At 40.6% G+C, this 26387-nt stretch carries 23 protein-coding genes (1 of these 23 running past the window's edge); 14 read left to right on the forward strand and 9 right to left on the reverse strand.

Annotation, left to right across the window (positions count from 1 at the left end):
- The first annotated feature begins 170 nt into the window (after nucleotides 1-170).
- The 6 genes from LEP1GSC190_RS06590 to LEP1GSC190_RS06620 all read left to right on the forward strand — a co-directional run bounded on the left by LEP1GSC190_RS06590 (nucleotide 171) and on the right by LEP1GSC190_RS06620 (nucleotide 7440).
- Nucleotides 171-1193 (forward strand): rod shape-determining protein, encoded by a 1023-nt coding sequence (locus tag LEP1GSC190_RS06590; RefSeq protein WP_002724608.1) that lies wholly within the window; start codon nucleotides 171-173, stop codon nucleotides 1191-1193.
- Nucleotides 1194-1264: 71 nt separating this feature from the next.
- Entirely contained in the window at nucleotides 1265-2374 is a 1110-nt protein-coding gene (gene mreC, locus LEP1GSC190_RS06595; protein ID WP_002762143.1) for a rod shape-determining protein MreC, read from the forward strand.
- Nucleotides 2371-2883: a rod shape-determining protein MreD gene (gene mreD / locus LEP1GSC190_RS06600; RefSeq protein WP_002762132.1), complete on the forward strand. Its 513-nt coding sequence runs from the start codon at nucleotides 2371-2373 to the stop codon at nucleotides 2881-2883. The genes mreC and mreD overlap by 4 nt, the downstream gene beginning before the upstream one ends.
- A 1-nt stretch (nucleotide 2884) precedes the next feature.
- The gene (mrdA, locus tag LEP1GSC190_RS06605; protein ID WP_004280055.1) at nucleotides 2885-4831 is read left to right on the forward strand and encodes a penicillin-binding protein 2; all 1947 of its coding nucleotides are present in this window, start codon (nucleotides 2885-2887) and stop codon (nucleotides 4829-4831) included.
- The gene (rodA, locus tag LEP1GSC190_RS06610; protein ID WP_002762255.1) at nucleotides 4818-6323 is read left to right on the forward strand and encodes a rod shape-determining protein RodA; all 1506 of its coding nucleotides are present in this window, start codon (nucleotides 4818-4820) and stop codon (nucleotides 6321-6323) included. The genes mrdA and rodA overlap by 14 nt, the downstream gene beginning before the upstream one ends.
- Nucleotides 6324-6630: 307 nt before the next feature.
- Nucleotides 6631-7440, forward strand: a complete 810-nt coding sequence (locus LEP1GSC190_RS06620) for a hypothetical protein (RefSeq protein ID WP_002762219.1) — start codon at nucleotides 6631-6633, stop codon at nucleotides 7438-7440.
- Between the two features lie 59 nt (nucleotides 7441-7499).
- Here the strand turns inward: LEP1GSC190_RS06620 and LEP1GSC190_RS06625 are convergent, their stop codons facing one another.
- Nucleotides 7500-8243 (reverse strand): hypothetical protein, encoded by a 744-nt coding sequence (locus LEP1GSC190_RS06625; protein WP_173380574.1) that lies wholly within the window; start codon nucleotides 8241-8243, stop codon nucleotides 7500-7502.
- Nucleotides 8244-8412: 169 nt separating this feature from the next.
- Nucleotides 8413-8640, reverse strand: coding sequence for a disulfide oxidoreductase (locus LEP1GSC190_RS06630; RefSeq protein ID WP_002632917.1), 228 nt, complete (start codon nucleotides 8638-8640; stop codon nucleotides 8413-8415).
- Nucleotides 8641-8795: 155 nt separating this feature from the next.
- Here LEP1GSC190_RS06630 and LEP1GSC190_RS06635 point away from each other — a divergent pair, with 155 nt between their 5' ends.
- Complete coding sequence (locus LEP1GSC190_RS06635; RefSeq protein ID WP_002762113.1) at nucleotides 8796-9206, forward strand: 6-carboxytetrahydropterin synthase; 411 nt, start codon at nucleotides 8796-8798, stop codon at nucleotides 9204-9206.
- Between the two features lie 913 nt (nucleotides 9207-10119).
- On the opposite strand, the gene LEP1GSC190_RS06640 is transcribed toward LEP1GSC190_RS06635, so the two are convergent.
- From LEP1GSC190_RS06640 to LEP1GSC190_RS06655, 4 genes are all read right to left on the reverse strand, one after another.
- The gene (locus LEP1GSC190_RS06640; protein WP_173380573.1) at nucleotides 10120-10689 is read right to left on the reverse strand and encodes a hypothetical protein; all 570 of its coding nucleotides are present in this window, start codon (nucleotides 10687-10689) and stop codon (nucleotides 10120-10122) included.
- A 351-nt stretch (nucleotides 10690-11040) separates the two neighbouring features.
- Entirely contained in the window at nucleotides 11041-12045 is a 1005-nt protein-coding gene (locus LEP1GSC190_RS06645) for a sulfate ABC transporter substrate-binding protein (protein ID WP_002762067.1), read from the reverse strand.
- Between the two features lie 28 nt (nucleotides 12046-12073).
- Nucleotides 12074-13903, reverse strand: coding sequence for an alginate export family protein (locus LEP1GSC190_RS06650; protein WP_002762056.1), 1830 nt, complete (start codon nucleotides 13901-13903; stop codon nucleotides 12074-12076).
- 826 nt (nucleotides 13904-14729) lie between these two features.
- Nucleotides 14730-15959: an IS256 family transposase gene (locus LEP1GSC190_RS06655; RefSeq protein ID WP_004280826.1), complete on the reverse strand. Its 1230-nt coding sequence runs from the start codon at nucleotides 15957-15959 to the stop codon at nucleotides 14730-14732.
- Nucleotides 15960-16299: 340 nt separating this feature from the next.
- Between LEP1GSC190_RS06655 and LEP1GSC190_RS06665 the strand changes: the two genes are divergently transcribed.
- From LEP1GSC190_RS06665 to LEP1GSC190_RS06680, 4 genes are all read left to right on the forward strand, one after another.
- Nucleotides 16300-18639 (forward strand): hypothetical protein, encoded by a 2340-nt coding sequence (locus LEP1GSC190_RS06665; RefSeq protein WP_002762156.1) that lies wholly within the window; start codon nucleotides 16300-16302, stop codon nucleotides 18637-18639.
- On the forward strand, nucleotides 18636-19787 hold the full coding sequence (locus LEP1GSC190_RS06670) for a DUF445 family protein (protein WP_002762225.1): 1152 nt from the start codon (nucleotides 18636-18638) through the stop codon (nucleotides 19785-19787). Before LEP1GSC190_RS06665 ends, LEP1GSC190_RS06670 begins: the two co-directional genes overlap by 4 nt.
- Nucleotides 19788-19888: 101 nt before the next feature.
- Nucleotides 19889-20419, forward strand: coding sequence for a MepB family protein (locus tag LEP1GSC190_RS06675; RefSeq protein ID WP_002762223.1), 531 nt, complete (start codon nucleotides 19889-19891; stop codon nucleotides 20417-20419).
- Between the two features lie 463 nt (nucleotides 20420-20882).
- Nucleotides 20883-21260, forward strand: coding sequence for an iron chaperone (locus LEP1GSC190_RS06680; protein ID WP_002762155.1), 378 nt, complete (start codon nucleotides 20883-20885; stop codon nucleotides 21258-21260).
- A 91-nt stretch (nucleotides 21261-21351) separates the two neighbouring features.
- Here LEP1GSC190_RS06680 and LEP1GSC190_RS06685 read toward each other — a convergent pair whose 3' ends face one another.
- Nucleotides 21352-21771, reverse strand: coding sequence for an Rrf2 family transcriptional regulator (locus tag LEP1GSC190_RS06685; protein WP_002762173.1), 420 nt, complete (start codon nucleotides 21769-21771; stop codon nucleotides 21352-21354).
- Between the two features lie 110 nt (nucleotides 21772-21881).
- Between LEP1GSC190_RS06685 and LEP1GSC190_RS06690 the strand changes: the two genes are divergently transcribed.
- Nucleotides 21882-23192, forward strand: coding sequence for an adenylate/guanylate cyclase domain-containing protein (locus tag LEP1GSC190_RS06690; protein WP_002762104.1), 1311 nt, complete (start codon nucleotides 21882-21884; stop codon nucleotides 23190-23192).
- Here LEP1GSC190_RS06690 and LEP1GSC190_RS06695 read toward each other — a convergent pair.
- A complete protein-coding gene (locus tag LEP1GSC190_RS06695; RefSeq protein WP_036035689.1) occupies nucleotides 23134-23439 on the reverse strand; it encodes a putative quinol monooxygenase in 306 nt (101 codons plus the stop codon). The genes LEP1GSC190_RS06690 and LEP1GSC190_RS06695 overlap by 59 nt on opposite strands.
- A gap of 83 nt (nucleotides 23440-23522) precedes the next feature.
- On the opposite strand from LEP1GSC190_RS06695, the gene LEP1GSC190_RS06700 reads away from it, so the two are divergent.
- Nucleotides 23523-24434, forward strand: a complete 912-nt coding sequence (locus tag LEP1GSC190_RS06700) for an NAD(P)H-dependent flavin oxidoreductase (RefSeq protein WP_237578345.1) — start codon at nucleotides 23523-23525, stop codon at nucleotides 24432-24434.
- Nucleotides 24435-24848: 414 nt separating this feature from the next.
- On the forward strand, nucleotides 24849-25274 hold the full coding sequence (locus tag LEP1GSC190_RS06705) for an LA_2478/LA_2722/LA_4182 family protein (protein WP_081586301.1): 426 nt from the start codon (nucleotides 24849-24851) through the stop codon (nucleotides 25272-25274).
- A gap of 121 nt (nucleotides 25275-25395) precedes the next feature.
- On the opposite strand, the gene LEP1GSC190_RS06710 is transcribed toward LEP1GSC190_RS06705, so the two are convergent.
- Nucleotides 25396-26387, reverse strand: the 3' portion of a protein-coding gene (locus LEP1GSC190_RS06710; RefSeq protein ID WP_004280075.1) for an LIC11270 family surface protein. It continues 301 nt past the right edge of the window; 992 of the gene's 1293 nt are visible here — the last part of the coding sequence; the start codon falls outside the window, past its right edge; its stop codon occupies nucleotides 25396-25398.

The raw sequence follows: 26387 nt of genomic DNA on the forward strand, positions 1-26387 counted from the left end.
CGTTGAAATGAATCCAGCCTAATTTGTTTTCTGATTTTTTTGTTTTGAGGTTGCCGGGAACCTTAGCGTTGAAATTATTGAAACCTGTCCAATGAAGAAAGTTCTGAAGAATTTTCCGCTTTAAACAGATAATAAAGATAAAAAACCTCCGCGGTTGAAAGGTACATGAAATGATCTTTGATAACCTCTATGCCCTGTTTTCCAACGATATGGGAATTGATCTAGGGACGGCAAATACACTGGTACATGTAAAAGGACAGGGGATCGTTTTATCCGAACCTTCCGTTGTCGCGGTTCATGCGGCTACCGGTAAAGTTCTCGCGGTAGGGCAGGAAGCAAAGCGGATGTTGGGTCGGACACCGGGTGAAATTGTGGCGATCCGTCCGATGAAAGATGGAGTGATCGCAGACTTCGAAACCGTCGAAAAAATGATCCGTTATTTTATCGCGAAGGTGCATAACCGTACTACTTTCGTAAAACCTAGAATCGTAATCGGAGTTCCGTCTGGAATCACTGAGGTAGAGAGACGGGCTGTTCGTGAATCTGCGGAGCAGGCTGGGGCGAGAGAAATTTTTCTCATTGAAGAAGCTCTTGCCGCCGCGATCGGAGCCAATATCCCGATCAACGAACCTGCGGGAAATATGATCGTGGATATCGGTGGTGGTACGACTGAAATTGCGGTAATATCTCTTGGAGGGATGGTAATTGCGGAATCCATCCGCACCGGGGGAGATGAATTTGATGAAGCGATCATTAAGTATCTCCGAAATCAATATAATCTAGTAGTCGGGGAAAGAACTGCGGAAGATATCAAACTTACGATCGGAAATGCTTATCCTGAAAAGAAAGCGGAAACGATGGAAGTTCGTGGGCGGGATGCAATTTCCGGACTTCCTAGAACACTTGAATTGGAATCCAACGAAATTCGTAAGGCTCTCAAAGAACCGACCGATGAAATCTTAGACGGAATCAAACGAGTTCTAGAAAGAACTCCTCCTGAACTAGCATCGGATATCGTGGAAAGAGGAATTGTACTTACGGGAGGTGGATGTCTCCTCCGAGGGTTGGAAATGTATCTTTCTAAGGAAACGGGAGTTCCCGTTTTTCGTGCAGAAAATCCGCTTACTTGTGTGGTTCTTGGAACCGGAAAGTATCTAGACGAATTGAAATATATCAAGCCTGGTATACGCTAAGAAGTTAGTTGAAATAGCTAACGTTCCGAACGGTTTTTGTTCGGACGAATTCGGGAGCAGAAGAAGATTCGATGTTATGGTTTCAACTCAGTCGAAGTAAGGAGACTCTTTCTCTTCTATTCTGTATTCTGTTCTCTATATTTTCCTTAACTTTTAGAAGTAATGTAATCGTCAGGGGAATTGCGAGCTTTCAAAGAGTAGGAGACGTAGTATCCGGCTCCATTGATTCTTTCGGAGGATTTTTCAAAGGCGCCTACAATAAGTTGGAATCTTTTGAGGCCATACGTAAGGAAAGGGATTCTTGCGTTGCGGTCATGGAAGATTATAAACTCCTTCCACAGGACTTGGAAAAAGCGAATCGGGAAAACGATTTTCTCCGAAAAGAGCTTCGCTTTCAAAGCAGACAAAAATATGCGAGCCTTAAAGCAGAGGTTCTATCCGTTCGTTTAAATTCCATTTATAGAACCATCATTATCGACAAGGGCTCCGATTCTGGAATCAAACCTTATATGCCAGTGACCGCAAGAGCTGTGGATCAAAAGGGTGCAATCATAGAAGCGCTTGTCGGTAAAGTTATCGCTGTGACTGGGGGATCGGCCGTAGTTCAACCCCTTATCAATTCGAATTTCAACATGGGAGTATCGATGCCGGATACCAATCTTTGGGCCAATCTTTCGGGAAACTCTGGAAGGGGAACCGAAGCACTTTTGAATTACATCGATAGCGGAATCATCATCGACCCGAGAGTGTTTGGAGAATATCCGATGGGACCGAGTGAGATGATTCAGTATACGGAATCTTTGAGTAAGATTGGTAAATCGGTATATACTTCTGGAGGCGGCGGGGTATTTCCCACTGGGATTCCAGTAGGAATTATTACGGAAGAAGGGCCGAGAAACGGGAGTTTTAAAAGTGCATTCTTAAAACCATTTGTTCGATTTGAGATGCTTGAGAGTGTAACGGTCATTTTGAAGCTTCCGGAAAAGTGGCTGGAAACCTGGCCAGAAGGACAGAATATTACGATCGAAAATCCTTACTTTGGAGAACTCAATTTTCCAGGAGAAGATCGTTTGAAAGAAAATCAAACGAAGAATCCTCTTCCGCCTAACGGGAATCAGTCGCAAACGAATACACCAAAGAGCCCGTCGCCTTCTGTTCCGAACGAGGAAGATTTGCAATGATCTTAGAAAAGCTCGTCATCGCAGTCGGCATCTTAATCGCGCACTTTTTAAATGGCTCAAATCTTTTTGAAATCGGTTCAGCGATCAAACCGGATTTTATGATTCTTCTTGTACTTTTTTTCGCTTTGAGAAGAGGGGCGCTCTATGGGCTCTGGATTGGTTTTTTCGGAGGCCTTTTGACGGATAGTGGACTTGGTGGTGAAATCGCGATCGGAAACATAGTTACGTATAAGATCGGGCTTCATTCCTTGACCTTTTGTTTGATCGGGTATCTTGTCGGAAAATTTGCTCGTTCCGCATATCATGAAAATTATTTTTCGATTACGATCTATTCTCTTCTAATCACCTTTGTCACGAGAGTCGCTACGTATTATTTGTTCTCCTTATTTTTTCATGAGAATATGAGTTATTCCTTATTCTTCACTTCGTTTTTTAATGCGCTTATAGCTCCGGCCTTTTTTTATGCCCTAACATGGATCTATCAATTGGATCACATGGGGGACGCGTAAGTTGTTAGGCGGAGCACAATCTGCGTCGGAATACCGACTTGAAAAAAGTTTTCGCCTTCGTTTGTATATTTTTTCCGGACTTGTAGTGCTTACGCTCAACGCATTTATCTTTCAACTATTCAATTTACAGATTCTCAACGGAACGAACAATGCGCTCAAAGCGGAAAAGTTCGTGAGAAAGAGCGAGATCATGCCGGCCGCGAGAGGGCAGATGTTCGATCGTAATTTTCTCACTCCAGAAACTTCCATGGCTTTAGTTTCGAATTATTCTTCCCTAGATGCAATTTTAAACACGTCCTTGTTCAAGTATGATCCCGCTTCTGTAAAGGCATTCATTCAGGAATTTGCACGGACACTTTCGATTCCGATCTCTTATTACGAAAACGAACTGATCGAACCTCGTTTTTCGAGAAATCTAAAAGCTAAAAAGCCGATCGTTCTTTTGGAGGGAATTACTCCTGCGCAACAGGAAAGAATATCAGTGTTTGATAATATATCTAAATACATTATTCTCCTGCCTTCTCCTAGGAGAATCTACAAAATGGGTCCGGCTCTCGCGCATGTGACCGGTTACATCGGAAAGCCTACTCGGGACGATCTCGTCGCGGGAGAAATCAAATCCTATCAATATCTCGGAAAGAACGGACTCGAACTCGAATACGATTCCGAACTCAGAGGCGTCGACGGATTTCGAATTCAAAAACGAAGCTCCGAAGGGAACATAGAAGAAGAGCGCGTAGTCGAACATTCTTCTCCCGGTAATAATTTGATCTTAACGATCGACAAGGACATTCAGATCGCCGCTCACAAAGCTCTCAAGGGAAGTAGGGGAACCGCGATTGCGATCAAGGTCTCCACTGGAGAAATTTTGGCGATGGTTTCCAATCCTAGTTACGATCCGAATATACTTTCCGGGAAAAATAAGGCGGATCGGACTCTGCATTTCAAACGGGTTAAAGACAATGGAGGATTTTTAAATCTTGCGATCCAATCCAAGTTTCCTCCGGCTTCTACTTATAAAACGTTAGTTGCACTTGCAGCATTGGAAAGTCAACACAAAATCGGCTACACTTCGGAGACGACGTTTTCCTGCAATGGAAGTTTTGTATTAAAATCCACATTCGCAGGAGTTCCCGATCAGGTTTTTAATTGTTGGGAAAAGGGAGGGCACGGAACAAATGATCTTGCACATGCGTTGCAGAAATCCTGTTCGGTGTATTTTTACAATCTTGGATACAAACTCGGTTCCGACGCGATTTTAAATTACTCCAGGCTTTTCGGATTAGAAAACAAATCCAAAGTGGACCTTCCGGGAGAAATTACGGGTTTTGTCCCGTCCTCTGCGTGGAAAAAAAGCAAATACGGAACCAAGTGGTTTGACGGGGATACGATCAACTTATCGATCGGGCAGGGATTTATTTCAACGACACCGATGGGAATGGCATTATTTTATATGGGACTTCTCAATCGTGGACAGATCTATCAGCCGTATGTGGTGAGTGAAATTCGAGATCCTGTGGATAACTCCATCATTAACAGAACCACACCTCAAATACTCAGAGATATTCCGATCAATCAGTCTTCTACAGAAGCGATTAAAGAAGGATTAAAACTTGTGGTAAAAAGTGGGACTGCGGCCTACGTTTTGAACAAGCCATTCTTACCGGATATCGCAGGAAAAACGGGAACAGCTCAGACGAGAAGAAGAGGCTCTTCCGGATCCAACCATGCATGGTTTGTGGGATATGCTCCCGCGAACGCGCCTGTCAGTGAACAGGTATTAATCGTAGTGTTTGTAGAATACGGGGTCGGAGGAGCTGCTGGGGCCGCTCCCGTGGCGAGAGAAATGTTTCATGCTGCATTTCCTCCGGGAACGTTCAAGAAATCGCAGGATATAACGCCGTCTTCTCCTTCGACGGGACAGGAGGGAACGCTTGAAGCCAGATAAGTCCATAGAAAAGATCGATTACTTTTTAGTGATTTCGGTAGTGATTGTCGTTCTTTGTAGCGTGACGACCTTATATAGTCAGGAGGTCAATTTCGAAGACGGACCCGGAAAATGGTATCGCCAGCTGTTTTATTTCGCCATTGGACTTGTAATCATGTATTTCGTGTCGAGAGTCAATTATCAGTTGTTAGGTGCTTATGCGCTCGTGATCTATGTGTTCACGATTTTCCTGCTGATAATCACGTTAATTCCCGGAATTGGATATTTACCTTCGGGAAGGGGGGCCCGTTCTTGGATCAAGATTGGACCTATTGGAATTCAAACCTCTGAGTTTGCAAAGTTGTCCTCGGTGATTTTATTGGGGCAGTTTATGGTTTTAAAGGAAAAGGATATGAAGAACTTAGTTGTTCTTTCGATTCCGTTCGTAATCGTGATCGTTCCGATGGTATTTATACTGCTCCAGCCCGATTTTGGAACCGCGGTTTCTTTTCTACCCATTTTGTTTACGATGCTCTTTTTCGGAGGAGCGGATATCCTTCACATAGGATCCTTATTGGCGTTCGGAGGAATTACTCTCATGGTTCCTATGTTCGTGGAATATTCTAGACTGACTTTGATAAACGACATCGCCGACTTCTTACAAAGGACCGGAAAAACGGACCTTTTATCTGTGGTCAATCGACTCGGGGGAAAGATATGGCTTGCACTTGACGGAAAAGACGTAAAGACGGCCAATCTTACGCCGAAGACGTTAAGCTCATTGCGGGAAGCGGTGGATCAGGTTGTGGAAATGGAGGGAGGATTTCTCTTTAAAATTTTCTCCAATCAAACTCTGCTTTTGACTTTTGGAGCAATCTTTTTGATCGCTTGTCTTGTGATGGTGGGAATCCGGATTGCTAGAGGAAGCAGAACATTAAGACAATATTATATACCTTTGGGAATCTTGGGGATCAGTTTGATCTCCGCGGTTGTAGTGATGAAAATTGTTCCCTTTCGAGAAAACCAGGTAGTTCGATTGACCGCGTTTTTAAATCCGGAAGAATTCAAACAAGGAGCGGGATACCATCTCAGGGCTTCGAAACCCGCGGTCGGATCCGGTAGGTTTTTTGGGAAAGGTTTGATGAATGCGGAGATGACGGAAGGAAGAATCCCGCACGTCCCCGAATCAAGCACCGATTTTATTTTTGCTTCTTGGGCTGAGCAGACTGGGTTTTTAGGTTCCGTATTTTTATTATTCTTTTTATTTTCGATTCCGCTCAGAGGATTGCAAATCAGTTACGAAAGTAAGGATAGATTTGGATCTTTACTTGCATCCGGAATCGTCGCATTACTTTTTTATCACATGGCCATTAACATAGGTATCGTGATCGGGCTTATGCCCGTGACCGGAATTCCTTTGTCGTTTATGAGTTACGGAGGATCGCATTTGATCATGTCCATGACCGCGATAGGAATTATACTTTCAATTAAAAGCAGAAAGCACGCGAACTGAATTTCTTGCCCCTCGGAAAGAATTGAACGATCTTTCGGGAGAGGGTATAAAACAATTTATTGCAACCTTATTGGGAATAAGCAGATTTATTTGTAAGCCCAGCGTTGAGAGTTTGAGTTTTACAAACCAAGATGAAATTCGAGAGAATGCGCAGGCCAAACTAAAAGAAATGTTGGAACTGTATTTAGAATCAAGATGCTTTTGGAAGTTAAAAAACTGCAGGAAATAAACCATTATTATTTGAAGAATTTAAGCATTTCTAGCTCTCGAAAAAAAACTGCGATTATCCGATACTAAGAATGCGCCTATGGACCCTGTCAGAGATTCCAGATTCTTTTTTGATTTAAAACGTAAATTTGAAGTCATATTGGAAGAGGTTGAAAAGAGGACCTTCGACCAAAAGGATGAGATTCGGGAATTGGAGACCCTTTGGGAAGAGATGTTCAATCTCGCAGGAAAAAATGATTCTCCCTATTTTCAAATCCGTCTCAAAACCCTCAAAAAACAACTCGATACGTTTGTAAAAAATAAAGGTTACGAAAAAAACGAATTCGATAAAATCTTTTATCAGCTCGGCAAGATGAAACGGACAGATTCCGTAGAATTTTTAGACGAGTCTCTTAGAAACCGTCTCGGAAAGATCGCGGAAAATCATTATTCTTCCGGGGACATGGTTTCTTCCGGAGTTGTATTCCCTTCTGCTACGAATCAGAAAGGAAAACAGTACATTACGTTCCGCTGTGGAACGATTTATTTCATCACCGATCGTTCTTCTTATACCATTCTTAAGGATTTGGATCGAAGGAAGAACACCATAGAATACAAAGGGAAGGTTTATAGAATTTTTCCGAGTTCTTTCGTTTACGGTCTTTCTGAGGAAGAATACAGGAACGAAAACTTCCTTACCATGAATTTGTTGGTTCTTAAAAGAAAATCCGGTTTCGAATTTTATCGTTTCGATACATTAGGTGAAATATTACAGATCAACGAAGGAACTTTTTTAAAGGGGCTTAAGCCAATGAAAGATTTTGAAGTTCAAGGCCAGGACAATCGAATCCAAAACTACTTCCGAAAAGCGGGAGTTCGTTATTATTATATTCCCGTTGAAAATTTTTAAGTAAGCCAAATCTCTCTCAATCCGCGTATCTTGTGTTCCAAGGCCGTAAGGTTGTTCGTTCAATCCAATTTTGAAAATACGGTCCCGGCGGCGCGTTTGGAAATGCGTTGATACTTTGCATAGGAATCGACTAAAGCTGATCGAATCGCGCGTTTGTTTTTGACTCCCGATTTTGCAGCGGTGTCGACTAATGCTTGAATGAGATACGCTTCGGGTGCCATAAACGTTCTCGTTAAGACGATGGAAGTCGAACCGATTGATCGCAAAACTGGCCCGAAGTATTTTTCGCTTTTGCAAGCTAAGACCGCGGTGGGCTTCGGGGAACGAGAAGACCGTTTCCAATCTGGAGGTAAACGATCCATCAGTCGATCGTGACCCGCCCATACGATCAGATCCGATTCGCTGTTTCCCGCGCTAGCGTTTAAGAAGTCGCTTAACGCATCGTCGATCTTGTCTCCTGCGTAAGCATGAAATAGAATCGAAACTTTCTGCTCTCCCTTGCTGGGAATTCGTTCCACCCGAAGTCGTCTTAAAACGGAAGAACCCGATGGCTCGTCTTTGCGTTCGACGACTTTGTAGCCGAATGTCTTTTTAAAAAAAGATTCCACACCGTAGGCTGCACCCCAGTAAAGATTTCCTTCGAGCGAACGGACATCTCCCGCCTTTCCTTTTCCGCACGCGAGCTGAGTTCCGTCGCATAGAGGCACGAACACTTCTATCTGGACCGCTTCCACGGAGAAGAGCGAAATGAAAACGAAGAACCAAGAAAATCCGGTCCATCGAAAGGAACGTCGTGTCTGCATCGGTTCTATAACAATTGAAACGGGGTGAAAATCGATTGAATGAAGAGTGCTGCTAGTAAACGTTCTTTCACGATTGGGAATTGTTTGAAAGAGGATTTTAAAAAACGAGGAATGAAAAAAAGAAAAGGGAAGGTCCCCGGAGAAACGATCTTTCTCCGGAGAAAGTTTTTTAGTCTTGAGAATCTTCAAGAAGATTGTTCAGACTTTCAATTAGAACATCCACTTCTACACCGTAACCCATACAAACCTGCTCGATCGTTTCGAGCTCGTTGATAGAACAGTGGGAGCAACCTCCTAAATGGTAACTCGAAAAAACAAGTCCTGCTTCGGAGTGAACGGCCATAGCCTCACCTACCGTCATTTCCTTATAAAATCTTGGCTTGACCACTTCTGTCATTGAATATCTCCTATCATTAAAATAAACGTATTGAAAAGAAACTTTACGGGACTACAAACTGCGAAAAACACTGAAGTTCGTCTCGTAGATTATAAAACCGCCTTAAATTTGCGGTTACTTCCAATATATAGACATGGGAAAGAAAGTCAAGAGCTATGTTTTTTGAAGAATCAGGAAGATTTTATATTCGAATCGAGGAACGTTTTGAGTCCTCACATTTCCTTTACAGATATTTCCCGGACGGATCGGACGAACCTATACACGGGCATTCCTGGAAAGTGGAACTCTATCTTTCCGGAGAAAAAAATATCGATGAGAATGGAATCAGTTTTGATTTTCTGACTTCCAAACGGAAACTTAAGGAACTTGTAGGAAAGTTGGATCATATTCTGATTAACGAGTTGGAAGAATTTAAAAAGATCAATCCAACTTCCGAAAACATTGCACGTTGGTTTTATCATTATCTCAAAGAGAGTGTACATTCTGCCGGGGGGAGAGTGGAAAAAATTGTCATTCACGAAGGCCCAGAGAACCTCGCCTTTTTCGAGCCAACATCACTTCCGTAAGAAGTGATGTTGGTAAATCGCCGCGTAGCGAGCGATTAGCTCTCAACGGAGTTGTGAAATCATCACTTCCGTAAGAAGTGATGTTGGTAAATCGCCGCGTAGCGAGCGATTGGCTCTCAACGGAGTTGTGAAATCATCACTTCCGTAAGAAGTGATGTTGGTAAATCGGCGCGATTTTTATGTGGGAATTTGATTTTATGGAGGTTTCCTACATTTGTAAAAGTTTTACCTGTGAAAACGATTTCTTTGTAGTGTTGATACCGATTTATATTTACAAAATTACTTTCTACGTCAGCAATTCTTTTTATTATTACTCAGAGAGTTTATTATTCTCTTTTCATCATTGACTTACTGCGGAATACGTATGCCTCTCAAACACATATTTATCAATGAACTAATCGGATGTTTTTTAAGCTGGCCGTACGGCCGCTGGGCTTACGAAACTGCACTTACTGATCCTTATAAGATTGAATACCGTAAATTTTTATTCCAAAGTACTGTTTCAGTGCAAAATATTAAGTACTCTTCTGAGTAGACTCATGGTTTTTAATTGAGACTGTACTAAAGATGAGGACGGCAGAATCGGATCTTATAGTAGGCTATAAAATTGAATGTAAGTATTAAAGGCTAGTTCGCTTACATGATTATTCATCCCTGAGAGATGTTCTAAGAATTGGAATTACATACCCTGAAATAGTTCCGTTTGCCTCGTCGTGTGTGAATCTTTACTTCGGCTGACAGAATTTTCATAGGGCGTTTTTCTATGTGCTTTATGGGATCGAAAAGGATCGTAGTATTAAAAATGAAGACGAACGTTTTATTTTTATATCACTAGGTTACATAAACGAAACTTAGAGATCTTACAAATACGTATCTTTATAAAATGAGATTCTATAAAGATACGACTAACGTATTACATATTAAAGTAATATTTTAAACCGTTACCGTCTAACCAAAAGTATCGATATCCTCTCTGGAAAAGGGCATTCGATTCTTTAAGAAACTTTTCTATTTCTTGAATCGGATAAATTTTCCATCGCAAGTAATCTCCACGTGATAAGATATTTTCCAGAAGTTTTTCATTTTCGGTCCACCATTCGTACCAATTCCTTATCCCTTTTTCCCCTTTGATCAAAGACTTAAAATAAGGAATATAAGATTGAAGCAGTTTTTTTCCTTGAGATAAGTCAAATTGATTTAAGTCGATCGGTGTAATCGAGTTTGGAGTAGCAGGATCCCAACCGCCAACCCAATTGAAGAAGGAAATGAGTTCTTTTGCTGTTTTATCCATGGGGTCGCGGCAACCGTGTAGTTTATCATTTTCGGCATCATGAAAAAAAAGCTCATAACTTTCAACACTCCTATCATGGTATAACGCTATATATCCGACATAGGTATATCTCCTATGTCGTTGAAATGTATCGAATGCTTCTTGCACTTCGAATTCCATCCCCACCCTATTTACGGTAATAAAACGAGACATACAGTTAAACCAACTTGATATGTTCGTAAAGTTAGAGCCAGCGTAATACTAGAGTTGTCTCGGAAAAACGGATAAGTTATGTAGAAATTGTACTGCACGCCGTATCCTAGAAGGATTTTCATCTTCAGATATCGTATCCTAGGATGTTTTAGAAAAACTAAAATCGAATGCGAGCAGTTTTGAAAGTTATAGAAGATAAGCGGTGGATTTAAGTGTTAATTTATATAGTGATGTTTTATGACTATCGCCGATTTCTAATGAAATCGGCTTTGGGGTTATTGTCCAAGAGAATCCTTTTGTTTTTCAATAGAAAATGTTATGAGATTTTCTATTATAAGATATTCTTCGTTTTTATTTAACGTAAAGTTGATCGAAAGAAGCTCCATCTGCAAAATGATCTTTTTGTGCTTTATGCCATCCACCGAAATGTCCGTCCACAGTGATCAGATCCAATTTGGGAAATTTTCCTTCGTGCTTTTTCAGAATAGCCTGGTTTCTCGGACGATATCCGTGTTTTGCGATAATTTCTTGTGCCGCGTCAGAATAGAGAGATTTGAGGTACGCCTTTGCCGTTTCTAAGTTGCCGTGTTTTTCTGCGTTCTTCTCCACGATTGCGACGGGCGGTTCTGCGAGAATACTCAATGACGGAATAACAACTTCGTATTTATCCTTTCCAAATTCTTCTAGGATAAGAAAAGATTCGTTTTCCCAGGCGATCAATACATCTCCGATGCCGTTTTGAGCGAAAGTATTGCTGGAACCTCTGGCTCCCGAATCGAGAACGGGAACGTTTTTATATAACGTTTTTATAAAATCTTGAACCTTATTCGTATCGTTATTGAACTTTTTCTGAGCGAAAGCCCAAGCGGCGAGATAATTCCAGCGCGCTCCTCCGCTCGTTTTTGGATTCGGTGTTATGACGCCAACCTTGGATCGAATTAGATCATCCCAGTCTTTTATATTCTTGGGATTTCCTTTTCTGACTACAAATACGATCGTGGAAGTATAAGGAGTGCTGTTATTCGGAAGGCTTTTTAGCCAATCCCTGGAGATCAGGCCTTTTGAAGCTATGATGTCGATATCGTAGGAGAGTGCAAGGGTAACGATATCTGCTTCGAGCCCGTCGATCACGGACCTCGCCTGTTTACCACTTCCGCCGTGAGATTGATTGACCCTTACATCGTCTCCCGTTTTAGATTTCCAATAACTTGCAAAAAGCTTGTTATACTCTGCATAGAGTTCTCTCGTAGGATCGTAAGATACGTTGAGCAGGTTTACGTCCTTTGAGAAAAGTCCGGCGCTCGCATTCGTCATGAGGAGAGCGGTTATAATTGATTTAAGAATTTTTGTTTTCATATTGATTCCTTATTTTTGATTTTCTGAATTACATTGCAAATTGAACGAACAGGAAGAAGCTGTAGGACTTATGGTCCAGCGTGTATCTGTCGTTAACGTTCGAGGCCCAAGGATTGACTCTTGCGTTTCTTACCGAATCTCCCGCGAGTAGATAAGATCCGCCCGTCCAAATCGATACGTAATCTTTGAGATAGAATTGATAGATTAAATCGAATTCGTAGAAAAGACGTTTTCCGCCTCTTTCGCCCAGCTTATAACCGCCGAATGCAGAACCGGTCGTGTTTTCCGTGGTAAGTCCCGTATTTGGGGTGCCACCTGAAGAATACCATGCGTCATTTTCAGAAGCTTTTTGAATATCGTAAGCGACGAAGATGAATCTTCCATAGTTTGCGGAGTTATACATCAGGTGAACGGATTTGGTTCTTGTGTTCGACCAGAAAGTAGCGTTTACGATCCCGTTTCCGGAATCGAAGTAAGGGAAACCTCCGGATCTCGTTGCAAAGGATGCGTCGTATGTTGCCACTTTGTTGTCCGTTCTATTCGGATCTCCAGAGCCGATCGAATATTGGATGCCTATGCGAAATCGATCGAAGAAGGTATATCCCGTTTGAGCGATGAAAAACTTGGAATCGTATTCCACATTTTGAGTATAGATTCTTTGAGATTTCGGATTCCCATCCACGGTCTGTTTGAGAGTATCCCAACCTGCGTTGATCTTTTGGCCGTTGTGTCCGTATTGCCAGGAGGCTTCCAAGGTCCAGTCCCAGGATTTTGTCTTGGGCAAACGGTTGCTATCCGTTCTATTTGTTAAGCGAAATCCGACCGTATTTAAATCGTCTCTTTGTCTTGTTCTATCCAAACTTGTGGTAGGGCTTGGACCTTGTTCCCATTTTTTGTCGATGTTGAAATAATAGAAATCTACGAGGAAGTCTTCGAATTTTACCGTATTGTATAAACCGGAAAGATACGTGTCGTTGACGGTACCACGTTTGACTCCGTTTGCAGTGTTGTTGCCGCTACCCGCATTTGAGTCTTCCGCAATGATGGAAGTGAATGCTTCCGAGTTGAAATATTTGGAGTTGTATTTTACACGAGCTCCGTCGAAAGAGTTTCCGGTCTGGCCGTCGTTTCTACCGCCGACATATCTATTATCTCCGAAACCGAAGATTTGCCTTCCGATAAAAACTTCGAAACCTTCCGCGAAGTTTTTTAATTGTACAAAGCCTTCTCTTAGATCTGTGTTGTTTTTAATACTTACAGAATTTGTGGCAGTTGGTGCGGCGCTTAATTCGGCACCGGCTGAGTTGGAAAGCCCCAAATATCCGAGTTGCCCATCTTTACGAGATTGTTCGCCACCGAAAACGCGAACGTCTTGGATCGTGACTTTGGCGGCGACGTAAGGGTTCGGATCTATGACAAAGAAAACCTGGGAGTTCTGAGTCGCAAAGTTTCTATCGTCCTGAGTTCGCTTATCAAAATCGGCGTTATGGCTATAATCGAAACGAGGACGGACTTGAAAACCCGCACGGAAGATATCTCCGAACCAGAGTCGATCCGTTTTCCTCATTGCATCTTGGTGTTCCGGAGAAAGAAGCATGGACTTCATAAATTCTCCGGGTAGTTTTCCTTTGTAGGGGCTTTTATAGGGCTCTTCCTTGGCGAGTTCTTGTTGGATTTCAGGAATTCCTTTTCCATCGTTTGTTTGTTCTTCGTATTTTACGTTGGAAGGCGGATCTAAATTGAGAACTGGACCGGATGTAGACTTTTTCTCTTTTGTAATGTCCTGCGAAAATAAGCTCAATGGAATAGCACAGAGGAAAAGAATTCCTGCCGTCATTTTAATTTTAGTATGTTTCATCTAATCCTCCGCTTGGGAATTTTTACCAGAAAGAAGGTTTGAATTTCTACAGTCAATAGAAAATCCATCATATTAGAAATATTTCTTATATCAAGGAATAATATCCGTGTTTATGGAGAATATTCTTTTGAAACTAATGGAAATCCGTTTTATTTGATGAATAAAATGATTTTCCTAAAGTGCAAATAGGCTCTTAGAATGAGTTAAATATTTTTTATTATAAATAGATATGTTTAATATTTGGTCAAAGATGTTTGATTATGGTCAATTTTTAGTAAAAGATGGAAGGGGCGGATGCTAAATTTTAAAAAATATTTCGATGATTCCTGGCAAAATAAAAAGTTTTCTCATTACAGAGTTTGAAAATAGAAGCATTTGTTGGGAATTTCTGTTGAAAAAAACGGCTTTTTAGAGTTCGTTTCAAAATTGGAAAATCGAAACTAAAGAATAGTATCATTTTATTTCAGTAAAGGAAGGATTCTCTAAGATTTTGGAAGTATTAAAGTTTGATCGTGAAGATACATTTTAAGAAATCAAGGCGTTAACTGTAGATTTTTTATTCGTGTTGAGGAAAAAAATCCGAATTTTCAAAAAGATTTGCTCTGAGAGGAAAGTTTGGAACCATTTGGCCTTGATATCGAATTTCAAGCATTATAAAAATATAATATATTCTGTAAAAAGACCTTCTTTTATACATTGAAGACAGAAATATTGATTCGAATTGGTTTCGTTTAGAAGTGATTTCGAATTTTACCTGCAAAGAATTTTTCAAAGACTTATCGAAAAAACTTCGAGGGTGTCAGCGTTCCTGTGTAAATGACATATCTTAAAACGAATCGAACTTCAACCGATCGCCGAAAATAATCGAAAATTGATTCATTGCTTTTCCCCAATCTTGAATAGGCATGGTCCATTTTTTAGACATATTATTCAAAGCTAAATAAAGAAGCTTGATAGCCGCTTCATCGGTAGGAAACGAACCCCGATTCTTGATAATTTTTCTTAAACCCATATTCATAGATTCGATAGCGTTTGTGGTGTAAATCGCCTTACGAATATTAGGTGGATAAGCCAAAAAAGGAATCACCGATTCCCAATTGTTTCTCCAGGACTTGCTGATCATCGGATATTGACTGTCCCATTTGGTTGAAAAATCATCAAGGCTTTTCTTAGCAATCTCTGCCGACGGAGATTTGTAGATAGCCTTTAAATCAATCATCAACTCTTTCTTCTGTTTGTAAGAAACCCATTTCAAAGAATTCCTTACCATATGAACGATACAAAGTTGAACTTGTGCATTAGGAAAAACTGATATGATCGTATCCGGAAATCCCTTTAACCCGTCGACACAAGCAATTAAGATATCTTCAACTCCGCGATTCTTTAAATCGGTTAAGATCTGAAGCCAGAACTTCGCTCCTTCGGTGCGCTCCACCCAAATCCCAAGTATCTCTTTTGTGCCCTGTAGATTGATTCCTAAAGCCAAATAGAAGGATTTGTTTTGAACGTGGTGGCCGTCTCTCACCTTTACGACTAACGCGTCCATGATGAGAATTGGATATACTTTATCCAAGGGGCGATTCTGCCACTCGATCACCGTTTCCAGTACCGAATCGGTGACTTCTGAGATCAGATCCGCTGAGACTTCCACTTGATAGATTTCTTGGAGATGTTGGGTAATTTCTCGTGTGGTCATTCCGCGTGAATACATCGAAATGATTTTGTCATCAAAGCCGGTAAAACGTGTCTGTCCTTTCTGGATTATCTGAGGTTCAAAGCTTCCATTCCTATCTCGAGGTACTTCCAAATCGATAGAACCAAAATCTCCTTTGAGCTTTTTGTTACTTTTTCCATTTCGAGAATTGCCTGAGTTATTGCCCAACGAGGAATTCTTCTCATATCCAAGGTGATGCGTCATCTCACCTTGCATCGCTCGCTCTATCAACGACTTCGTTAGTTGCTTTAAGAGGCCTTCATTTCCCAGTAGATCTTCAGGACTCTTATCTTTGATTAATTCATCGAGTAGCTCTTCAGCTCGATTTTTGGGGTTGCTCATATTGGGTTTATCCTTGTTACTTTTTGGTTATTCACAAGTCATTTACACAATCGACACGACACCCTCAAAACTTCGGACATTACTAACTATAAGTTGGGCTTTGAATTATTTTTCCGGCTTATAAAATCGACTGAGCAAAATTTAGAGGAACGAATCGTCTTTTATTGTCCACTTTCAGGCGGATGCAATTTCAAAACCGGCTTTGAAAAGTGTGTCCAGGAAAGCGGAAAGAAGGATCATTATACAAATTACGAAGTGTTTTCCTTGGAACGGAATCTGAAAGGAAATTTTGAATATTCGTTTTGCTTGTCAGGAAATCGGGTTTCGTAAGAATCATCCCATGCAAATCATACAGGGGAAATGGAAAATTCCTCACGCGGCAAGAAAACCATTCGTATTTTTTTTAGTCTTTTTATTCTTATCCATACAATTTCGGTTTTTATTTTCAGATCAAGTCCCCGATTCCGTATCCTTACGGAATCAATATCTCATCGCACAGGACTATCAGGTTCTATTTAAGAGTTTTCTCTCTTCGGGATACGACCGTTCTTTGCAGGGAGGAAGTCCCACCTTTTACTTTCAAGCTCCCTTTTTCTTTTTCCTTGTTTCATTTCTTCACACGTTTATTTTATTTCTTTTTCCTTTTGGTGTTTCCTTCAATTTAGGGATTCTACTCATACTCTTTTTGTTTTCATACGCGTTTTTGAAATTGGGATTTTTATTTCTCACAGAAACTAGTCTTAGGCCGGGGAATGCTCTCATTACAATGACCGGACTTACGTTCTACTTCTTATATCCCGGAGATCCTATCGTTGGTGCGGGAATTGTGGGTGTTTTTCAAAATTCGATTTCCTTTGTCGTTGGGCTTGCGTTTGCATTGCTTGCGATTTATTATCTGGAAAAGTTTCGTTATACGGGAAAGGTTTCTTCTTTTCTTAAGAATCTGATTACGGGGTCTCTTGTATTTTACACACACTACGAAATGTCTTTGTTCTATGTGATTACATTGGGACTTTACTTTCTCTTTTACAAAGACGAGTTTACGATCTTTGAGATTTTGCTGATCTTTTTACTTCCGTTGTTGTGTGCTTCCCCTATATTATGGAATTATTTTGCGTATGTTTCGTTTCAGCAAAATCTGCCGATTTCTTTTTCAATCAACGGACTTTTATCTCTTTTTGGGGAAGAATTTTCTAATACAAGTCCGGAAAGGTTTGTAATCATAATCAAACGGATTCTAATCGATCAGTACTGGATTCATCTATTGTTTCCGATTTTATTTGTGATCGGAATTCGATTGCTCTTTATCAGAAAATTATTGCCTCCGATTTCCAGATTTTTGATTTTCGGAACCCTCTTTTTTTACTGGATGGCGACGGATTCTTCGTTGTCTTTGATTTTTCCGTGGTTACACGTTAAGTGGTATACGGCTCTCAATGTATCTCTCGTTTTTTTGACTTTCTCCGCCCTTGTGACCGCGAGATTTTTTTTGAAGAATCTCCCGCCTGGAAAATGGAAACTTTGGGCTGGTTTGATTTTATTCATCCTGGGGTTATATAGATTTATCATTACGATTCCCGGACCATCCACTGGAATCGAAAGTTTTTCCGTAAATCCTTCCTCCGTGTGGAGGCAAAAAGAAGAATGGATTCGGGTCTTTGAAAAAACTTCCTACGGCGCCTTGATTGCGTCGGAAGAGATGACCGATGAATACGGTTCGCGGGATTCTCGTTGGGTTTCTGTATTGATCCGCCAAGCAGTTAGACGAAATATCACTTTGCAGAATCGTTTCGAACATTCGTTCTTTTCTTCTGCAGAAGAAATCATTCGGTTGTTTCCTAAACAAGGATTTAAGTCTTCTCCACACAACGAAGAAAAAAAAGGAAACATTCATTCGATTCAGACAGAAGAAAAACTTTCTGAATTATTTTTAAATCTCCTTTCCGAAAGAGGCGTTTCGTATGTTCTACTTAGATCGGACGCATTGAATCGAATCGTGACTGTGTCTCCACAATTGTTCTCGATGATTTATAAAAAAGGAAAATGGACTTTATGGAAATTGAATTCTTCTCGACCTTTTATGGAATTACTTTCTCAGAAGCCGATCGCCCTCCTTATGGAGGGAGATTCTCTTCAAAAAAAATCGGAATTTAGATTGGAAGATCTGCCAGAGCCGGTCTTGGATTTTAAGTTTCAATGGAACGTTTCTTTGGTTCCTCTGTCCAAGGAGGAGTTCGAATCGAATAAGATTTTCTTTTCAGGAGCTTATGAGGTCTCTCAACTTCATTCCTACTTTCAAAAAAAAGTCGAAGAGAACATGGGCAACGAAAGGAAACCCGACACAAGGAGAGAGAAAAAGGCATCGATTTTTTTGTCGTCTGAAATCGATCCGCTTGTTTGGAACGATTCCGAAATCAAATGGGAGCTTTCGAAAGAAACCGAATCGGATGTTTGTTTTCCCATACTTATCCGCTCCGGTTTTTTTCCTATTTGGAAGCTTGTATCCGGGGAAAAAGTATATCGGACTTTGGAAGGTCAATTTTACTTCTGTTCTATGGAGAAAAAGAATGAATTCGTATTTTATGATATTCGTACCTATTTGATTACTCTAATTCAATTTCTACTTCCGCTTTTGTTTTTTGGGGCCACGTTTTTAACGCACAGGAAAATATCCAATTGATATCTTTTTTGTCCGACTCAAAAAAAGCTCCTTTCAGAAAAAGAAAGTTTTTTTCTAATTCGCTTCTAATCGGATTTTCGATAGCGATATTTTTTGTTTTGTTTTTTGGAAATTCGGAAACTTCGGTTGTAAAAGTTATTTTTTCTGCTCTGGAAGGAGGTTTAATCGGAGGACTCTGTGATTGGTTTGCCGTATGGAAGACCTACAAAGCGATCGAAGAAGACAGCTCCAAACTAGCCTCCGAAATTGGAAACTGGGTGGCAGACGATCTTTTACATCACGAAGTAATTCGGTCCAGGGTAAAAATGGTTTTGGAAGATCCTTCAACTCGAGACGAGGTTCATGAGGTTTTACTGGAGACTTTCGGAAACGAAGAAAAAACGAACGAGGTATTAAACCGACTTTTTTCTAAGGTGGAAGAGGAAATTGTTCAATACGTCGTTCATTATCAGTTTTCCGGAACCGATGTCGAAATATTGAAGGAATTAAACCGACAAAAGGAGATTATAGACACGATTAAACTTCTGATCGGAGAATCCATGATCAAAGTCGCCGATACCGAAGAATTCAAATCCCTTCTTAAAGAAATATTAGGTAAAATGAATTTGGTGGCCCAGGTCGTTTTAAATCTAGTCGTCGATTTCCCGAAAAAGTTAAAAGAATATGGAAATCACGTTAAACAAGGATTGATAATCGAATCCAAAGACGAAAAAACCATTGAGAAATTGGTCAATCTTATGGCCGCTTCTGCGGAAACATATATTTCGTCTTGGAACGAATTGCACTTGGATCAGAGAGAGAAGGCGGTAAGATCCTTGATGGGATTTTTAAAGGATCAAGCTAGTCGATTTCTGGGAACTCTCGTCCAAAAACATCTTCAAGAAATCGGAGAGATTAAAACCTTACAGGAATATGCTCCTCTTCGTTCCATTTTTGAGTTTGTAGAAAAACGTATAGACGAGGGGGTTTCCGGTTATATTGGAAAACAAATTACTAGCAGGCTGCAGAGCTTGGATCCTAAGGATCTGAGAAAAAATTTGGAATGGAAAACCCGGAATGTCTTAGAAACGATTCGGATTAATGGAAGTATCCTGGGATTTTTTTTAGGGAGTGTCACTGGGCTCGTAAAATTTTTTTTTTGGAATTGAAATTCTAAGCGTTATAGAAAACTGAGAGCATGCAGCAGAAGAATACTCATATTATGAAGTGCCGTTTGAAGTAAATTGTATGCAAATATTATAATCGATAGATGAAAAAGGAGGTTCAAAATATTGCTGTCGTACCTGCGATTTTGCAGGATATTAAAGATTATGTTTTCGATTTATGTAATGTACGAATTTTGAATTTTCAAATGGAAAATGAGAGTTTGGAATATGGGGCTTCCACTTTTAATATTGGAAATTTAAAGATTACTTTTCGATTGGCGAAAATAACTCCTACTAAAATTGGTCAGTTTGTCACATTATGGAAGCGAAATAGTGAAGGACATATTCGACCTTTTGATATTCATGATTTAACGGATTATGTTATTATCGGGATAAAAGATAAAAATCTTTCCGGGCAGTTTATCTTTCCGAAACGAATCTTATGCGATAGAGGTATAATCTCCGATAAAAAAGAAGGTAAGAGAGGTTTTAGAATTTATCCTCCATGGGATTTTCCGGATAATAAACAGGCTCAACGGACGCAGAAGTGGCAATTAAGTTATTTCTTTGAAAACTCTAAAACGAAATCAGTAGATATTGTTCGTGTGAGAAATCTGCTAAATATCGGAAATTAGAATTCCGTAAAACGGAATTGTATGAAGGTATATTCTAAAGTTGTTTTATTTTACCGTGGGTTAACAAATGCGGAGACGATAGAGGCTATCTCTGGAATAGTCCATCACGGTACAAGCCTTCGATAGGTTTCCCAAAGTCTCTGTTAACTTTAAAAGTCCCGGAACGCGCCCCTTAGAAGCGTTCTGTTGAGTTGCTACTTGTTTTTGATTATTTTTTATGCTGTGTGTCAGTTGTTTCTCCTTATTTATTTTAAGGAGTGTAAGATCAACTTTTAACTATTACATTTTAGCATGAAATTTGCGAGCCATTCACCAAGATTTTCTTACCCTGAACTCACGTTTTTTTAATAAGAATTCCATCAGATAGGATTTAATTTTTCTTGTTCTGAAAAACTATTTCGTATAAAAATAAACTTAAAATCGCCTTCGAACTTTCAAACGATCAGATTCAATCACTACGGATATGGATTCAAAAAAAATAAATTTTAAGGATGTAGACGATTACATCAGCCGTTTTCCCGGAGATATACGGAAAATTTTAGAAGAATTGCGATCCGTTATTAAAAAATCGGCGCCTAAAGCTGAAGAGAAGATCAGCTATCAAATACCTGCATACGTGTTTCACGGTAATTTAGTCTATTTTGCCGCGTATAAAAAACATATTGGGTTTTACCCGACTTCGAGCGGAATCAGGGCGTTTCAAAACGAATTAATCGGGTATAAAACTTCGAAGGGTGCAGTTCAGTTTCCGATCGATCGACCTTTGCCTCTTAAATTGATTGCAAAAATTGTTAAGTATCGGGTAAAAGAAAATACAAAAGAGAAGGATAAGAAGTCTTAAACGATTTCGTGTTCTTTTGAAAAATGAGTGAGAACCCCTTTCTTCTAATTAGCATAAAATTCGTTAAGTCGACTTGGAATTTGATTTCACTTTATTTTTTGGAAAAGCTGAGAATTTCTCGAGCGATCAAATCCAAATTTGTGGAACCAAGTTCGTCTTCCAAAACTCTCTGGGCTTTTTCATAAACCTTGGAAAGGATCGGTTGGATCGCGTGGCCACAAATACACTTCTTATTCGGGGATTTAGAGTGCATTTGGAAAATTTTTTCGTCTATGGCCTCGTAGATTTCCTTTAGGTTAATGGCCGAAGGAGTTCTTGCAAGAACATAGCCTCCATTCGGTCCCATTTGATTACGTACGATTCCACGGTTTTTAAGGAGAGATAAAATTTTACGGATCACAACAGGATTTGTATTTACGCTTTCTGCAAGTTCTTCGGAAGTTTTCGTCTTACCTTCACCAAGAGAAAGAAGGGAAAGAATATGGATGGCGACTGTAAATCGACTCGTCATATCTGTAAAGCTTCTGGTTACAGAATATCGAAAATAAGGATCCATGTCAAGTCAAAGCTTGTTTCCAAAAAATACTTGCCTCGTATTCTTTAAATAGGAACGATGCGGCGATGTTTCAGAATTATCTTCTTCGGTTTTTAGATCCCAACTTGGAAAAAGAGTTTAGATCCTTTCTCAGAGACCATGTCGCGGTATTCGTCAGAATCGGAGCGATATCGGCGGTGATCGGGTATATTGCTGTCTTTTTACTCTTTTACGATATTCTTCTCATTCGGGATCATCGGGTTCTTTGGATCCTGGAAGGAAGTGTGACTTTCGGGCTCGGACTTTCCCTTTCTACTTTGAAAAGATTCCGGTCGACTATGGTTCCTCTTTCCATCATAGTCAATACGATTGCCGGGTTAGTCGCTGTTTACGTCGGCTTTGCCTTCATTCGGAATCAACATGCGATCTTACTCACTATTCTAATCATCATCTCGTATTATGCGTTTTTGGTTCTGAGAATCCGAACTTTACTCGCGTTCATCGGAACTTCTACGTATCTGGCCGCGTATCAATATGTACTTCTCATGGACGAAAGTTTGGATTCCCAGAACAAGGTAATTTATAGTTTTCTAATATGGTTTTCCGAGTTTTTTGCGGTTATTGCAGGTTATACTTTGGAATTGACTACGCGCAAATTGTTTTTGCAGGCAAAAACGATCGACACACAGACAAAAGATTTGGAAAAGGAGAAGGAAAAATCGGATCTTCTTTTACGAAACATTTTTCCCGACGAGATCGCAAATCGATTGAAGAACGAAAAGTCCCAAATCTCCGAATATTTTTCCGAATGTTCTATTCTATTTGCGGATATCGTTGGTTTTACCCTTCTTGCGGCTCGTAAAACGCCGAAAGAACTCGCGGGACTGCTGGATCGTTTTTTTTCGAGACTTGACGAACTTGCGGAGCGTAGAGGGGTGGAAAAGATCAAAACAATTGGAGATGCGTATATGGTTGCAGCGGGAATTCCGATTCCCTGCGAGGATCATATTCAAAGAATTGCAAATCTCGCCTTAGATATATTAGAAGAAGTGAATACGAACGAGGAATTTGTTCGGGAAGATTTAAACATTCGAATTGGAATCCATTCCGGGCCAGTTGTTGCCGGAGTGATTGGAAGAAAAAAATTCATTTACGATCTTTGGGGAGATGCAGTCAATCTTGCTTCTCGTATGGAATCCCACGGCGTTCCGGGAAAGATTCACGTAACGGAAGAATTTTATCTTGCCGCTTCTCCTCTCTTTCAATTGGAAAAAAGAGGGAAGGTAGACATCAAGGGAAAGGGAGTTGTATCGACTTATTTTTTGGTGGGCGAGTTGATTAAAAAGGAAGATCGATATGAACGGGAAGATACTGAATTGAAGTACTTCCCTGACTGAACCATTCCGGAACAGCCCTTCTCCAAGAGATAAACTGGGGAGTTTCGAGATGTTTCTTTCTCGCCGCCTCGTTCTTATATACTTCCATAAATAAAAATCTTCCCGGATCTCCATCGCCTTGAAGTACGTCAAGCCTGAGGATCCCTTCTTCCGTATCAAGGGATTCTTTTGCCATATCATAACTGATTTTTTTGAACTCTTCAATCTTTTCGTCTAAAACTTTATAAGAGGATACGATCACGACCATAAGTTCAGAGTTTACGAACGCTTTCCTTTTGGGAAGAAAAATCCTCCTTGCCCAAAACGACAGCGATTCCAAGAGTTTTCAAAATGAAATTGAACACTAAAATAACGGAGATGTTAGGAATCGATTTACCGATTATCGGAGCACCTATGTTTTTAGTCTCCTACCCGGATTTGGTTGTGGCGGTATCCGAAGCAGGTGGGATCGGTTGTTTCCCTTCTCTCAATTATCGTTCTCCGGAGCAACTTAAAGACGGCCTTCAGGAGATCCGTTCTAGAACGAAAAAACCGATCGGCGTAAACTTGATTCTCCATAAGTCGCATAATCCAAATTGGTCCAAACAATTGGAAGTGATTTTGGACGCAAAGGTGGAACTTTTAATAACAAGTTTAGGAAGTCCGCGTACGGTAGTCAACGAAGCCAAAAGCATCGGCTCAAAAGTATTCTGCGATGTGACTACGCTCAAACATGCCAATATTGTTGCGAAGGCGGGGGCCGATGCGTTGATCGCAGTTGCACAAGGGGCTGGTGGTCACGCTGGAAATATTTCTCCTTTCAGCCTTTATCCTTATCTCAAAAAAGAAACTGGCCTTCCTCTGATTGCAGCAGGCGCTATTTCAAGCGGGGCTCAGATGCTTGCCGCTTTTGCGTTAGACGCCGACGCTGTTTATGTAGGGACGAGATTGATTGCCACTCCGGAAGCCATGGCTTCCGAAGATTATAAGCGAATGCTCATCGAATCTGGTCCGGAAGAAATTGTGTATACCGAAAAAATTTCAGGAATTCCAGCCAACTGGCTCAAGAAATCCGTGGAGAAGGCGGGTGATCTTTCACATAGTGGACAGTCTCAAAATTTAGATCAGGAATATAAACGTTGGAGGGATATTTGGTCTGCCGGGCACGGAGTCGCTCAGATCAAAGATTTAATTCCTGCTAAGGAATTGGTTTTGGGAATGGCAAAAGAATATCAAGATATTCTAAATCGACTACCTCGTTGATATTTCGGTTATTATCTTTTGTCTCCTGATCGAATTTTGTGTTTTACGATTTCAAGCTATGCTTGCAGGTAAAGGAGCCTCTCTCACGATTTGTTAGGAAACGCACCTTCTTTGGTATTTATATAAATATTAAATATTTTGAATTCCTTATGGGGCATTATCCGATGTAGGTTCGTTTCAGTTTTTTCGGACATTTCCTGCGTGGAATCATTCGGTCTGTGATCTTTTGAGTTTTTTCTTTCTTATGGGATCGAAAGAAAAGTTCTTCTTGGAAACGGAGTAGAACTTTTTTAGATTTCGATTTAAGGTGAATTCGAAAATTGGGATTTTTTTGGGGCTAAAACTTGGATTTCAATTTCATGTTGAGGTTCGGAAAAAACTTGCCAATGAAGGTTCAGTCTCTATTCTTTCTATATGCGCGGCATTTTTAAGGGAATATTGGGATTCATACTCACAGGATTCCTTATGGTTCAGTGCGAAAAAAAAAGCCCTTCTCCGTCCGTTTCCGCGGAAACGTACAAAAGAGTTGCCGAAGCATATTGCTCTCAGATGAGTCGTTGTAAAGAACCCTATCTTTCTTCTCTTGAAGGAAAACTCAGAAAAGACGCCGCTCTAACTTACCCTGATAATGCGCAATGTTACAGCGATTTTAATTACGATTACGATAAGTCTGAGCCGATTGTTTTGAAAAAACTCAGCGATAGTTTGAAGTTAGAGGCGGAACTTTGTATTAAAAGTGTGGAACGTGCAGATTGCGGTTCTATCGTAACCTATCAAATTCCGGAATGTGTGGAGTACAATACTTTTTTAGAAACGATTTCCACTTCTTCTACAAAGTAAAAATTTATTTTCGACTTCGTGTCTATGCAATATCGTATTCAGTAGGGGTTGCAACAATATCAAAGATCTTCACTGGCGATTTGTGGAAAAATAAGATTACAGCCTTTTACAAATTGTTTTGTTATGGACAACTTAGGTTGACTTGAACTTCGGAACGAGGTGCGTTTTCCGGAACTGTAAAGACGGTTTCTCTCACCACGGTTTCCGGATAACCATCCACTCTGGCAAGATCTCCGATACAAAGAAGCCTATATTCTCCGGGATGAATATACTTCATCTTTGTAGATGCGCCTTGGACGGGAGAAGCGATCAGAGGGAGTCTTGTATTGATATCCGTTTCGGCAAGACGATATACCCCGTAGTAGTGGGTTGTGGAAGCTGTTCCGCCTAACACCGTCAAGCTGGAGGCGATTTCAGGGCGAATAATGCGTGAACGAATCAGAAGGTTGCCTCCCATATCGGATTCTCCTTTATGGTTGCTGTCGGGTTTCCAATCACTGATACCCACTAAGGTTCTTATTCCCCCTATGCTCGAAACGTAAGAATGTATCATTAGGTTTTCTTTCAGATTCATTCTTACTTCTAGGATATAAGGATCGAAGCCGGGATACACGAGCATATCCTGGTCTCCATTTTCCACTTTGTAGAGTATTGGAAACACCAGAGGTGGATACATTGTTTTCGTTGTAGAATCAGCTCCCGGTTTATAGCTCAATCTAGGAACGATATTGATTCCGGGAACTCTGTAGTTGTCGAATAGAGTAAGATTGGAAAACGTAAGCCCGGGCTCCGTCGCCCAGGCGGTTACCAAAGATCTCAGATACAAACCGGTATAATAGAATTGAACTGGGCCGTTTCCAAATGCGCCCCAGTCTGTAACGGAAGTTGGATCATTTGACGGGTAGGCGACTCCTTCTCCATTGAAAAATTGAATCGCTTTGATTTCTCCGTCGTTTAAACGACAGGAATTCGAATTGGTAGTGTACGGAATCGTGCAAAAAACCTGTCGGTTCGGAGCGACCTCGTCCCAAAATTTCTTTGTATCTTTTACGTTTTTAATCAAACTCAGATCGAAAGTGCCTTCTTGATATTTCGTCGACATACGGATTTCTC

Origin of the sequence: Leptospira mayottensis 200901116 (genome assembly GCF_000306675.2) — a bacterium.
Taxonomy (GTDB): Bacteria; Spirochaetota; Leptospiria; order Leptospirales; family Leptospiraceae; genus Leptospira; species Leptospira mayottensis.